Source organism: Companilactobacillus muriivasis, from assembly GCF_036246245.1.
Classification (GTDB): domain Bacteria; phylum Bacillota; class Bacilli; order Lactobacillales; family Lactobacillaceae; genus Companilactobacillus; species Companilactobacillus muriivasis.
Map to the genome: position 1 here is coordinate 101,280 of NZ_BTTQ01000001.1, position 13,801 is coordinate 115,080.

At 37.0% G+C, this 13,801-nt stretch carries 11 protein-coding genes; 6 read left to right on the plus strand and 5 right to left on the minus strand.

What is annotated here, in order from left to right; genetic code table 11:
* The first annotated feature begins 511 nt into the window (after positions 1 to 511).
* From AAA923_RS00595 to rsgA, 6 genes are all read left to right on the plus strand, one after another.
* Positions 512 to 2,584, plus strand: coding sequence for a PBP1A family penicillin-binding protein (locus tag AAA923_RS00595; RefSeq protein WP_338213917.1), 2,073 nt, complete (start codon positions 512 to 514; stop codon positions 2,582 to 2,584).
* 9 nt (positions 2,585 to 2,593) lie between these two features.
* The gene (locus AAA923_RS00600) at positions 2,594 to 2,935 is read left to right on the plus strand and encodes a YlbF family regulator (protein WP_041501570.1); all 342 of its coding nucleotides are present in this window, start codon (positions 2,594 to 2,596) and stop codon (positions 2,933 to 2,935) included.
* A gap of 60 nt (positions 2,936 to 2,995) precedes the next feature.
* A complete protein-coding gene (locus AAA923_RS00605) occupies positions 2,996 to 4,159 on the plus strand; it encodes a metallophosphoesterase family protein (protein WP_338213918.1) in 1,164 nt (387 codons plus the stop codon).
* A gap of 2 nt (positions 4,160 to 4,161) precedes the next feature.
* Positions 4,162 to 6,594, plus strand: a complete 2,433-nt coding sequence (locus tag AAA923_RS00610) for an ATP-binding protein (protein WP_338213919.1) — start codon at positions 4,162 to 4,164, stop codon at positions 6,592 to 6,594.
* Positions 6,581 to 7,525 carry a 3'-5' exoribonuclease YhaM family protein gene (locus AAA923_RS00615; protein ID WP_435890151.1) on the plus strand — a complete coding sequence of 315 codons (945 nt, stop codon included), beginning with the start codon at positions 6,581 to 6,583 and terminating at the stop codon, positions 7,523 to 7,525. Before AAA923_RS00610 ends, AAA923_RS00615 begins: the two co-directional genes overlap by 14 nt.
* 598 nt (positions 7,526 to 8,123) lie before the next feature.
* Complete coding sequence (rsgA, locus tag AAA923_RS00620) at positions 8,124 to 9,194, plus strand: ribosome small subunit-dependent GTPase A (protein ID WP_338213921.1); 1,071 nt, start codon at positions 8,124 to 8,126, stop codon at positions 9,192 to 9,194.
* A gap of 336 nt (positions 9,195 to 9,530) precedes the next feature.
* On the opposite strand, the gene AAA923_RS00625 is transcribed toward rsgA, so the two are convergent.
* The 5 genes from AAA923_RS00625 to AAA923_RS00645 all read right to left on the minus strand — a co-directional run bounded on the left by AAA923_RS00625 (position 9,531) and on the right by AAA923_RS00645 (position 13,747).
* The gene (locus AAA923_RS00625) at positions 9,531 to 10,898 is read right to left on the minus strand and encodes an Nramp family divalent metal transporter (protein ID WP_435890152.1); all 1,368 of its coding nucleotides are present in this window, start codon (positions 10,896 to 10,898) and stop codon (positions 9,531 to 9,533) included.
* Positions 10,899 to 10,951: 53 nt separating this feature from the next.
* A complete protein-coding gene (locus AAA923_RS00630; protein WP_338213923.1) occupies positions 10,952 to 11,413 on the minus strand; it encodes a universal stress protein in 462 nt (153 codons plus the stop codon).
* 598 nt (positions 11,414 to 12,011) lie between these two features.
* Positions 12,012 to 12,917 carry a peptidylprolyl isomerase PrsA gene (locus AAA923_RS00635; protein ID WP_338213924.1) on the minus strand — a complete coding sequence of 302 codons (906 nt, stop codon included), beginning with the start codon at positions 12,915 to 12,917 and terminating at the stop codon, positions 12,012 to 12,014.
* A 106-nt stretch (positions 12,918 to 13,023) separates the two neighbouring features.
* Positions 13,024 to 13,317: a hypothetical protein gene (locus AAA923_RS00640; RefSeq protein WP_338213926.1), complete on the minus strand. Its 294-nt coding sequence runs from the start codon at positions 13,315 to 13,317 to the stop codon at positions 13,024 to 13,026.
* Between the two features lies 1 nt (position 13,318).
* On the minus strand, positions 13,319 to 13,747 hold the full coding sequence (locus tag AAA923_RS00645) for an HIT family protein (RefSeq protein ID WP_338213928.1): 429 nt from the start codon (positions 13,745 to 13,747) through the stop codon (positions 13,319 to 13,321).
* Positions 13,748 to 13,801: the final 54 nt, after the last annotated feature.

Below are 13,801 nucleotides of genomic sequence, written 5' to 3' on the forward strand. Positions count from 1 at the left end.
CCAATGAATACTCTCAGCTCTTCCAACTAGTTTATTTTTTATTATGTTGAATAATCAATGAAATATTCAGATTGTTTGAATAAATTGTCACTGTGGTAACAACGGATTTAGTTCTCAGTCATTACATATATTAATATGGTGGAATTAGTTATTCTGTTCTATATCATAATATTTCTTAATGTATCAGAAGAGTAAATTTACAAGTGTATATTAATATTTTGAATTATTAATACAATCAAATTAATTACCAACCAATGATTTGGAAGGGATTAGAATATTTACCCGCTGTGGTAGTGGTGTTATGACTTTAGCCATTACACCACCGGGCGAGTTTGGAGACTTTCCGGTCTGTGGAAAGGCTTCAAACCGAGGTTCGAGACCGCCCTTTGGCTCGGACCGGTCCGCATAGCGGGTAAAATATTCTAATCCCGGGAGACGGCCCATTCCAAACAATTTTTTAAATCTTCAGATAATGTGATAAAATTTGTTCTTATACAGAGGTATTTAAACAATGAATAATAACAATGGTTTTTGGGCTTGGCTTAAGCCTAAATTACTAGTTGCTTGGTCTTTTATAAAAAAATATTGGAAGAGATATCAGCTTACTAGATGGTTGATCTTGCTTGTTTTGACATTGATCCTAGTCATGAGTAGTTATTGGACATACAAGGCTAAGACAAGTAACGTGGACGATTTACAATCATCATTGCAAACGAAGACAACTATTTTAGATAAAGATGGCGATGATGCTGGACAGCTTTACGCTAATAAAGGTACTTACGTTAGTTATGATAAAATTTCCAAAAATATTCAGAATGCAGTTACTTCAACTGAGGACCGAACTTTTTGGACTAATCCAGGTTTTAGTATTAAAGGTTACGCCAGAGCAGCAATTGGTTACGTTATTCACCATGGTATTTCCGGTGGTGGTAGTACTTTAACGCAACAGTTGGCTAAGAATTCACTTTTAACTCAGAAACAAACACTTGCTAGAAAAGGTGAGGAACTTTTCTTATCGATTGAAATTAATCGAGTTTATTCAAAGAAAGAAATCATCACCATGTATTTGAATAATGCTTACTTCGGTAACGGGGTCTGGGGTGTTCAAGATGCTTCCGAAAAATATTTTGGTAAAAATGCATCTGAATTGAATCCCGCTGAAGCAGCAGACTTAGCTGGTATTTTGAAAGCACCAAATGCTTACAATCCTATCGACAGCATGAGTAATTCAACTGCTCGACGTAATTTAGTATTGGACTTGATGGTTGAAAATAATAAATTGACAGCTTCTCAAGCCACATATTATAAGAATACCGCAATTGCTTTGAATGACAATTATGAAGTCAGCAGTTCTTACAAGTATCCATATTTCTTTGATGCTGTTATTGACGAAGCTGTTAATAAGTATGGTCTCAAAGAAGACGATATTTTGAATAAAGGTTATAAGATTTACACAACATTGGATCAGAGAATTCAAGGTTCAATGCAGTCATCGTTTGACAGTAGCTACTTGTTCCCCAATAATGCTGCTGATGGCACTAAAGTTCAAGGAGCTTCAGTTGCAGTTGATCCAAAAACTGGTGGTATTTTGGCCGTTGTTGGTGGCCGTGGCGATCATACTTTCCGTGGCTTTAACCGAGCTACTCAGATGCGACGTCAACCAGGTTCAACAATTAAACCGTTAGCTGTTTATACGCCAGCTATTGAAAATGGTTACAGTTACGATTCAGAATTGCCTGATAAAATCACTAGTTTTGGTAAGAATAAGTACACACCAACCAATGCAGATGGGATTTATCAAGATTCGTTACCAATGTACAAAGCTTTGTATCAAAGTGAGAACGTTCCAGCTGTAGCATTATTGGATAAGATTGGTGTCAAAAAGGGTGTCAATTCGGTTGAAAACTTTGGTATCAAGGTACATAAGAATGACCAAAACTTGGCTTTAGCTTTAGGTGGATTGGAGACTGGTGTTTCACCACTTCAAATGGCACGTGCATATACTGCTTTTGCTAACGAAGGTAAACTTTCTGATACGCACTTTATTACTAAAGTTGTTGATTCAACTGGGACTGTTTTGGTCAACAATACAAGCAGTTCAACTAAGCAGATTATCAGTAAAAACACTGCTAAAGAAATGACCAGTATGATGCTTGGCGTTTACAATGAAGGTACTGGTAAACTTGCTAAGCCTGCTGGCTATCAAATTGCTGGTAAGACTGGTAGTACCGAAGTTCCTGAATCTTATGGTTATGCCGGTACCAAGGATCAGTGGATGATTGGTTATACACCTGACGTCGTGGTTGCCAGTTGGATGGGATTTGACAATACTGACCAAAATCACTTCCTCTCCGGAGCAAATGAGAACGGTATGTCGACCTTGTTTAAGAACGAAATGACGAATATTTTACCTGATACAAAAGCTACTAGTTTTGGTGTTAAGGATGCTTCAAGTTTAGCCCAAGGTAATACGTCAGATAGTGGTGATAATGATATTGCTAAATCTATTCAAGATGGGGTAAACAACGTTAAAAATAAAGCTACAGAATGGTATAATGATATTAAGAACTTTTTTGGTCAATAGGAGGACTATATGAACATTTACGATAGCGCCAATCAACTTGAACAAGATTTGAGAAAGACAACTGAAGTTGCTGATTTGAAGCTTGCTTTCGAAGCTGTTAAGGCTAATGATTTGGCTTACAAGCTTTTCGACAAAGTTCAAAACAAACAATTTGAACTTCAACAAAAACAAATGCAAGGTCAAGAAATTACAGACGACGACATTAAAGCAATGCGTGAATTGACAGATCAACTTTCAAATTACACTGAAATCCAAAACTTAATGGAAAAAGAGCAAAAGATGAATTCGATGATGGATGAATTGAACAAAATCATTTCAAAGCCTATCGCAGAAATTTATCAAGATAAATAACAAGGACTTAGGGCTTAAGTAATTTGCTCAAGTCCTTTTCTTTTACAAGGGAGTTTTAGCATGAAGTTTTTGCACGCAGCAGATTTACATTTAGACACACCTTTTATTGGCATTAGCAATTTTTCGAAGGAATTACAAAAACAATTACAAGATTCAACTTATCAGGCGGCTAAGAAACTCTTTGAAACTGCACTAACTGAACAAGTTGACTTCGTCATTTTAGCGGGCGATATTTTCGATGATACTGACAGTTCATTGAAAGCCCAGATGTTTTTGCGAGACGAGTTTGAAAAATTGAACCAAGCCAATATCAAGGTCTATTTAATTTACGGTAATCATGATTATTATCGCAATAATTTTGCTGTAGTGAAATTTCCTAGTAATGTGACAGTTTTCGGACCAGAAGTTTCAACTGTTGAACAGATAACTAAAGACGGTCAACGTGTTGGGCTGACTGGTTTTAGTTATCACCAACAACATATTAATCAAGCAATTGGCAAAGAATATCCTAATCGTGGCGATTTTGACTATCAAATTGGTATTTTGCATGCTGGAGTTGGGGATGACAATTATGCGCCATTCCAGGTCAGTGATTTATTGCAAAAAGGCTATGATTATTGGGCTTTGGGACACATCCATAAACGTCAGATTCTTCATGAATCACCAATGGTCGTTTACTCTGGCGACATTCAAGGACGTAACCAAAATGATATTACTCCGAAAGGTTTTTACATCGTTTCGGTGGAGAATCACGTTACGGAGATGAAGTTCGTTAAGAGTAGTATTTATACTTGGGACAAAGCTACAATTGAAGCTCGAGCTGAAGATACCGTTGACTCTTTAATAAATAAGATCACCGACATGTTGGATAATCCGGCTGTATTGTTGACGTTGAATATTAATAACGCTCAGAAATTGAGTGCTGATGTAGTAAAAACTATTAATCGTAATGAAATTTTGCAACACTTTAATCAAGTACAAACGCAAAGCGTTCTGTATAAAATCTATTTGAAATTTAATGACAATCCACAATTGTCACAGATTGACCAGAAATATTGGGACGAGGCTGAACAAAAGGCCATTAATTTAGATGATATTAAGGACCTCGATAGTAAGTTGTATTCATCAAGTATTATCCGTGATCATATTAATGATCCTGATTTCTTGAAAGTCATCACGGAAATGACTCGCAATACAATCAATCAAAAATATACTGGAGAGTAATCGTGAAATTAGTTAAAGCAAATATCTACGGTTTCGGTAAATGGATCGACCAAAAATTTAACTTTGAACAAGATTATCAGGTTATTTTTGGTGACAACGAGGCTGGAAAAACGACACTGTTGAACTTTATTCAGAGCATTCTCTTTGGGTTTGCTTCAGCACGTGGCGATAATAAATTTTTACAATACAAACCCCGTAACAGTGGTAAATACGGTGGTGAGTTAGTTTTTAAAGCTGATGATGAAACGACTTGGACTGTTCGTCGAGTTGATGGTAAAGGTGACGGAGAAGTGACACTTTATCATGGAGATGACGAGGTTCCAGTTAGTTTGTTGTCGGAAATTATCGGTAGCTTTACAAAAGATGACTTTGAGAATACCCATGTTTTTGACGATAAAAGTATTCTCTCAATCTATGGCTTAGACGAGACGAAATTGGAAACTGAAGTTATGTCGATTGGTGCCGTTGGTAGTAAAGAATGGCTAGCTACTGCCGATAGTTTGGAACATGCGGCGGACGATATTTACAAACCTCGTGGTCAAAAACAACCGTTAGTTGTCAATTTGAAAAAAGAAACAGAGTTAGTTGAAGATAAGTCTGAGATTGAGAATCAACAAGTGGCATATCAACGAGTCAAGTCAGAATTAGATAAAACTGAAAAAGACTTTGACGATAATGCTGTTTTATTGAAACAAGCTAGTGAAGCTGAAAATAACTTACGTAATTTAGATAAGAAGTGGTCACGTTATGAGCAATTGCAACAAAGCCATGATCCGAATCACACTCCAAGTCGGCTGATTCAAAGTGAAGACTGGGAGCGAGTTTTAAAGGCTAATCAAGAATTGAGCACGCTCAAGGAAACGTCAACTCCTAATAAAATTGCCGATTTGGATAACGTTGAAAAGAACGTTCTCAAAAATTATCGAATTAATCAGACACGATTGGATTATGTTCGGAATCAGAAATTTGAGTTACAAAACTTACAATTTCACCGGGACGATATGAATTCCAAGCTTTTGAAAGTTGATACTCAAGTGGACCAACTCTTCAAAAACCATCCCGAATTATCGGAGCATATGTTGCCGTTGACTGGGGATGAGATTGATCAGTTGACGCCGCAAGTTAGTAAAGCAAATAATATGCCATTAATTGTCTGTGGCGTTGCCGTGATCTTGGCTTTCATCATCAATCCATTACGTTGGGTATTCGTGTTAGCAGCCATTGCTAGTGGTGGTTGGTATTGGTATCAAGAACGTGTTAATAGTGCCAAAGCTGACTTGGGTAATTATCCATTCTTGCAAGAAAAAGGTTATGTTGGACTATCTCGAGAGGCAATTTTGGGCATTCAAGGTACTGTAATTGCCTTGGATAACTACCATACGACACAGAATGGTTTGGCTGATGGTATCAAGTCGATTGAGGTTGATTTGAACAAGTGGCGCAACATTCTATTGGAATTGAACGTGGTTGATGAATCTTATAAAGATGACAATTATAATGAACAAATTGAAAAATATTTTGCTCGTTTGGACCAGATTCAAGCTAAGGCAGATATTGCTGAACAGAGTCAAGCTCAGACACAAAAGATTGCTGACAATCGCGATAGACGTTTGCATCAGTTGAATAAAGAAATCTTTGCCATTTTGCAGAAGTATCAAGCTGTTAATATGAATATGTTCACGCAGATGCATACACAACAGATTGAAAACCAAAAGACTTTGTCTCAAATTAAGCAGGACAAAGATTTCCTTGGAACTGATTTATCAGAATTACAAAAGTATGCGGATCACAATACTTTGAGTGAAGAGTTGAATCAAGCTACGGAAAAGAAGAATGCTTTGGCTGACAAGAACAATGAGTTGAGTCGTCAGATGGGTTCATTGAAGGAACAGATGCAACAGATTTTTGACAATAAACAGTATCAACATATTGTTAGCGAATTGGCTCAAAATAAGCAGGATATTATTGAAAACTATGATGAATGGATTTCCAACAAATTGGCCAGCAGTTGGATTCGGAATATGTTGAATATTGCGACTGAAAACCGTTATCCGAAGATGATTGAGAAGGCGACACAGTATTTTAGTTTGCTGACAAATCATCATTATATTAAAATTGATTTCAAGAGTCGAGATATCGTGGTCACGAGTGCAAATAAGAATGTTTTTGATGTCCATGAATTATCGAAAGCAACAACGATTCAATTGTATTTAGCTTTACGCTTGGCTTTTGTCACTGAAATTTCTGATTTGATCAAGTTGCCAATTTTGATTGACGATGCCTTCGTCGATTTCGACCTTTCTCGTAAGGAGAATGTGTTTGAATTGATTCAAGAGATTGCCGAGACCAATCAAGTTATTTATGTGACAGCTAATCAACCTGAGGGTGTTCCAGAAGACCATATTTTGAAATTGGAGGAGAATGAGATTGCCTAAACAAATAATTGATTTTAATAAGGGCGAAGACATGAGTTTGGAAGTTGTTATCAAACGTTCCGACTTTCGTTTAGCTAAGAATGGTAAAAATTTCTTGTCACTAGTATTTGAAGACAAGTCAGGTCAAATCCCTGGTAAATATTGGGATGCTAGTGAAGCCGATGCCGAAAAATATCACGTTGGTACGATTGTTCAACTAGAAGGCCGCCGTGATTTGTATCAAGGTAAGCCCCAAGTTAACATTACTCGTTTGGGCTTGTTAGACCCCGAGACAGTCGATATGTCACAATTCGTTCAGACTGCTCCGATGAAAAAAGTCGATATGGAAAATGAGTTTGACGATGTCTTTTTACAGATTACCAATGGTTCATGGAATCGAATCGTCAGATTTCTATTTAAGAAATATCACGACCGTTTCTTTACCAGTGCTGCAGCTAAGAGCAATCATCACGATTTCCAAGGCGGCTTGGCTTATCATACATTGAGCATGGTGCGAATGGCCGAAAGTATTTCTGACCAATATCCTCAAATTAACCGAGCATTATTAATTGCCGGTGCATGTTTGCATGATTTTGGTAAAATTATTGAATTGACAGGTAGCTTAGATATTGAATATACCTTCGAAGGTAACATGTTAGGCCACATTACGATAGTTGATGAAGAAATTGTAAAAGCTGCTCAGGAGCTAAATATCAGCCTTGAAAGCGAAGATATGATCTTACTTCGTCATATGATCTTGTCACATCACGGATTATTGGAATATGGTTCACCAGAACGTCCTAAGATTTTGGAAGCAGAAGTTTTGCACAATATTGATATGATGGATGCTTCAATCAATATGATAACCAAGGCAATTGATAAGACAGAGAACGGCAAGTTTTCTGAACGAATCTTTGGTTTAGATAATAGAGCGTTTTACAAACACAGTTAACTTGAAAATGCCGCCGGAGGTTGCCAGAAAATTCTACCTGCAGTGGGGACCGGCCCGAGCCGAAGTGCGGTCTCGAACCTCGCTTTTGAGCCGGAACCCGCGTCTCAAAAGACGTCCCGTAGTATCAGGGCTTACACCCTGACACTACCTTCACGGCGGGTAGATTTTCTGGCAACCTCCGGCTAGGTGGCTTCATGTTTTGTGGAAAGTAGAATTATTATGTTGATTTGAATTGATGTAATTAAAATTGAATTTATTTGAATAGTTAAAAAGCTTAGTAATCAGATTGATTGGTTACTAAGTTTTTTTAGGTATTGGGATGTGTTATGGCAGTACAAATTGACAATTAACTTAATATCGTGATATTGTATGGCTAATAAATATGAGAGGTATGCATATGCTGGATATTCAATAAGGTAGTTTTAAACGAACACAAAATTTTAGCAGACAATGTTCTGCTTTGTTTAGTGTACCCACCTTATGGATAACCTAGGAAGCGTAGCTCTCATTACTTCTTGTTGTTTGTGCGCAGTGGGTAACTGCGCTTTTTTGTTCTCGCGAGTTGTGGGTACGCCCAACGCGAAGGGAAAAATAAAAATTGAATAATACTTTAAAAAAATACGGATTAACAGAAAAACTTGAATTAGAATCAAAGCAATATAATGATTTAAGCGTTGCTCGTGTAATTGAACAGCAACGTAATATGTATAAAGTGGCAAGTGCTCAAGGTGAATTGAATGCCCAAGTTTCAGGCAAGTTAGAGTATCAATCTGATTCACAAGATGGCTTTCCAGCAGTTGGGGATTGGGTGATGATCTCCGTTATCGATGATACACAAGCGATAATTCATAATATTTTGAAACGTAAAAGTTTAATGAAACGAAGTTCATCTGGTTCACAGAAGTCAGGACAAGTAATTGTCGCAAATGTTGATTATATTCTTATTTGCATGTCACTAAATGAAAACTTCAATGTCCGCAGAATTGAACGTTACCTGACAGTCGTTTGGGATAGTGGCGCAACACCAGTTATTGTTTTGACAAAATCAGATTTATGCCAAGACTTGGAAGAAAAGATGCTGGAGTTAGAAGAGGTAAGTCTGGGGACTGATATTGTTGTCTGTTCAGCAGAGAATAATGAAGGATTTGAAAACTTAGACAAATATACTGTGGCTGGAAAAACAGTTGCTCTAGTCGGATCATCTGGCGTTGGTAAGTCGACTTTGATAAATCATTTAATTGGTAAAGCAGTTTTAACAACTAAGACGATTAGAGCAGATGATGGCAAGGGAAGACACACAACGACATATCGACAAATGTTACCAGTACCAAATGGCGGAGTCGTAATAGACACCCCAGGAATGCGTGAATTAAAAATATTTACGGGTAACTTGTCAAAAACATTTGATGACATCGAAGAATTAGCAGGACAATGCAAGTTTAGAAATTGCACACATACCAATGAACCAGGGTGCGCAATAAAGGCTGCCATTGAAGCCGGAGATTTAGACCCTGATAGATTTAAAAGCTATCAAAAGTTGCAGCATGAAATGTCTTACAATGGATTGAATTCGAAGCAGTTGGAAAATGAAAAGATAAATCGATTGTTTGGCAGTAAAAAAGAAATGAAGGCACATATTAAGAAGTATCGAAAAATGGGAAAAAGATAGACAGAAGTTTAGCTGATACGTCTGAATATCCTTTACTAAAATGAAAAAGCCTAGTAACCAGATTGATTGGTTGCTAAGCTTTTTTGAATTGTATAAGTTAATTTTAAAAAAAAATTTTAGTTTGATTATTCATTAATTTAAAAAATAAATTAGTTGGAAGAACTGAGAGTATTCATCAGCAGCGAAAGTGGTGTTATTGCTTTAGCAATTACACCACCGGGCGTGTTGGAGACTTTCCGGGTTTTGGAAAGGCTTCAACCGAGGTCCGAGACCGCTCTTTGGCTCGAACCGTACCGCTCAGCAGATGAATACTCTCAGTTCTGGAAACGGCAAGACCTAAAACAATGTAGTCCAAATCAACTGAAGATTTAAAATAATCAAAATGACAGCCACGACCCAAGAGACATACTTGACCCATTTCCGATTAACAAATGCGCCCATCAACTTCTTATCACTAGTAAAGATAATCAATGGAATCATCGCAAATGGCAACGCTATTGATAGGAAGACTTGTGAGAACGTTAATAGACTTTCAATTTTGGCTTCGTTACCTTTGTAATAAATGGCGAAGGCCAAAACTGGGGTGATTGAGATTAGACGTGTTAAAAGTCTTTGTGCCCAAAGAGGCATTCTCAAGTGAATAAATCCTTCCATAATCATTTGTCCAGCAAGGGTTCCGGTGATAGTTGAACTTTGACCAGAGGCCAAGAGCGCAATAGCGAAAAGCATACTCAACATTGGACTGGCAATGGCACCAACGATTTTCGAATCACTTAAAGCATTGAATAAGTCGGCAAAACGGCCTAAATCACTATGAGTTCCGTAAAATAAAGCAGCACCTAAGATCAATAACAAACTATTGACGACAAAGGCGAGTGTTAATTGAATATTTGAATCAGCAATCGTAAATCTAATTGTCTTTTTAACTGAAGCATGATCGTGAATATCATACTTTCTAGTTTGAGAGATTGATGAACCAAGATACAAGTCATGGGGCATAACGGTCGCACCGACAATACCTAGTGCCATGTACAACATTGGTTGATTAGTTAAAATTTTAGCTCTAGGAACATATCCGCCTAAAACACCTAAGGCATCAGGTTTGGATAAAAATACTTCATACGCGAAAACAAACAAGATGACAGCCACTAAAGTAGCGACAATGGCTTCAATTTTATGGAATCCTAAACGCATTAGGAACAATAGAATCAAAACATCAAAGGCAGTAATCGTAATACCGAGAATCAGTGGGAATCCGAATAGCAACTCCAGCGCAATACCGGAACCAATGATTTCCGCCACATCAGTTGCCATAATGGCCGCTTCAGTGATAATCCAGAGAATAAAGCCACCAGTTTTAGACGTTCGTTCACGTGTTAATTGAGCTAAGTCACGTCCGGTAACAATACCTAAACGAGCTGACATTGCCTGCAATAACATCGCAATTAAACTGGATAGTAAAACGACAGTCAGTAGGGTGTATTTAAATTGAGCACCACCACCGATAGAAGTAATCCAGTTACCAGGATCCATGTAACCAACCGCAATTAAGGCCCCAGGACCAGTGTAAGCTAGTAGAGTTTTAAAATAACCGGCATTGTCGGGAACATCGATTGAGCCATTGATCTCGTCAAGACTCTTTCGTTGTTTGCCAGTACCCTCAATGAATTTGCTTTCGTGTTCTTTATCATTCTTGTATTTCAAAATGACAAGACCTCTTTTCGTAGTTTGTTAATTCTACTTGTGAGGTTCCTTTTTTAACGGACGACAATAACTGAAACAGGGGCACGTTTAGCTAATCTAGGTCCAATCGCACCACTAATTTTAGAGTGGGGGAATTGAGTGTCAGCTCCAGTTACAATCAAATCCGGTTTAAAGTCTGGAATCACACGTTCTAGGATGACGTCGTCAACGTCGCCACCCTCATAAGCAAGTGGTTCAACCTTTTTCAAACCATTATCTTCAGCTGCTTTAACGTATTCTTCAACAGATTTCTTCAAATCTTCACGTTTCTCACTGATTTTAGATGGAGTTAAAGAATCGAAAATATTAATATCTTCACTTTCCATAACGGAAACAATTCCCAAATTGGCATCATAATCGTGAGCAAGGGTGATGGCAAAACGAAAGGCACGGGTTGTAGACTCGTGGTCGTCCTCATCAACTGTAAGTAAAATACGTCTGTAAATTAAAGGATCTTGAATTTCTTTATTATCCATAAAATATTTCCTCCTAATACCATTATCATACATGTACAAAATGGCAACACAAGTGAAAGAAGCCGCAGTGAAGAGCCTCTGAAAATAAATTGATAGAGTTAATAAATTGCAATTCTAGAAAGTTAATTTTAGTTAACAATAAGGAATGGAGAGACTCTGGTTGAATCCCAAGATAAAACTTAATGTCATTGATGTTAAAGAACAACATTCATTCTAATTATAATTATTATTGTAGCCGTTGTATCAGATATTGAGGAATTCTTAAAAATAGTTTTTAAGTAGCAGAGAGATTAGTGGAATCAGCTTGAATTTTTTGTTTAGGGCGCATGAACAATTATTGATTTGGGAAACAGCAGAGCAAGTTTCTTTTAAAGTTATAAAAATATTTTTTAATTGCAGGTTTAATATGAAAACCACTGCATCAAATCTATGGAAGAAGTTAGTTGTCAGAAATAAATTAGTCGGAGGTTGTCAGTAAATATAGTCCTCACTGCGGACTATATTTACTGACAACCGGAGATGGGCGGCATTATATGTAGAAAAAAGTACAAAAAAATAACGCTGGAATTTACCAACGTTATTGATTGTTTATATTATATTATTTCTTTGCTGATGAAGTTGATGAAACGTAACCTGAAAGAACATCCTTCAAGTCACTATCTTTAATAGATACATCAGCCTTCTTCAAGACTTTAGAGATAACCTTTTGCATAACGGTTGAATCTTGCATCCATGAAGCATATAGCTTAGATTTAAGTTCTGCTGTGTGATCACTCATCTTACCCTTAGCAGGTTTCTTAACAAGTTGGATAACACTGTAACCGTAGCTAGTCTTAACAGGTGTACTTGTGTAATCGCCGACTTTGTCTAGCTTGTATGCAGCTGTCTTAAAGTCAGTATCAATACTTGTACTATCGTTATCAAAGGCAGCCATCTTACCACCCTTATTCTTTGTTGCTGAATCAGTTGAGTATTCCTTAGCTAATGCGGCAAACTTTTCACCGTTTTGAAGTTTTGTAATAACTTCTTTAGCGGTTGATTCTTTACTTACAAGAATTTGTGCAACTTGGATCTTAGGTTGGTAACTCTTCCATTCTTTCTTAAGATCAGCATTTGTAACTGTCTTGTTCTTCTTCAAAGCAACCTTTGTAAGAAGGTTAGTACGAATGTTCTTCTTGAATTGAGCGGTTGTCATACCGTTTTGTTGAAGAATAGAGCTGAATGATGAACCATATTGACTCTTGTACTTGTTGTATTCACTGTTTACTTGCTTTGTGGATACATCCTTACCATATTGGTCTTCAAGGGCTTTAGTAATAATCATTGTTTGAAGTGTTTGTTTACCTGACGAAGAACTCTTCATTTCTTTGTAGTATTCGTCTTGGGTAATTCTTCCACCCTTAAGAGTAGCAACAGTCTTGTTACTTGAACAACCAGCAGCAACAACTGTAATCATAAATAGACCGGCAATAGCCAAAATCCATTTAGTTAATCGTTTATTCATCTTTACACATCCTTAATTAATATGTCTACAATTGAAAAGACTACCATAAAAAATAGTGAATAGTTTGTCATTTTAAGAAAAAATCACAAAAAATTCATATTTGGCACTAATTTTTCTTGAAGCTATCAAGGTTTTCTTGCATATCTTGAATTGAACTTTGCAATTCTTCAATATCCGGCTTGATACTTTCGGAATATTTGGAAATGTCACTTTGAATGCCGGAGAGAACCTCAGGAACTACGGCTGAATTTTTTTGGAGATCAGCTAATATATCTTTAAAATCTTTTATATTCTGAAATAACTTGGTATCATTGATACTAGGTGTGGTGTCTTTTGATTGGAACAACTGTACAGCGACACCAGAAATTGTTCCAACTACGAATCCAGCAAAGAATTTCATATTAGTCCTCCAAGTTTTGTTTAATCTTGTCGGCACGTGCTTGTAGCTCTTCGTTACTTACTAGACCGGTGTTATCTCCCCAGTGCATTGAGAAATCATCGTCTTTTGAATAGCGGGGCACTAGGTGGATGTGTGAGTGCATAACACTTTGATAAGCAATCTCACCATTATTTTGGCAGATGTTCATACCGATAATGTCAGGATTTGAAGCTTTAATAGCACGAGCAATCATAGGTACCTTCTTGAAAACACGTTCTGCTAAATCTTCGTCATAGGCAAAGATATCTTGAACATGTTTCTTAGGTACTACAAGCGTGTGACCAGGTGTAACTTGAGAAATATCAAAGAAAGCCTTGATATCATCGTCCTCATAGATTGTCGTACTAGGAATTTCATTGTTGATTATTTTGCAAAAGATGCAATCATCCATAGAAAAATCTCCTTTCAAAAAACAGCATTATATTTACTATAATGCTATCATATT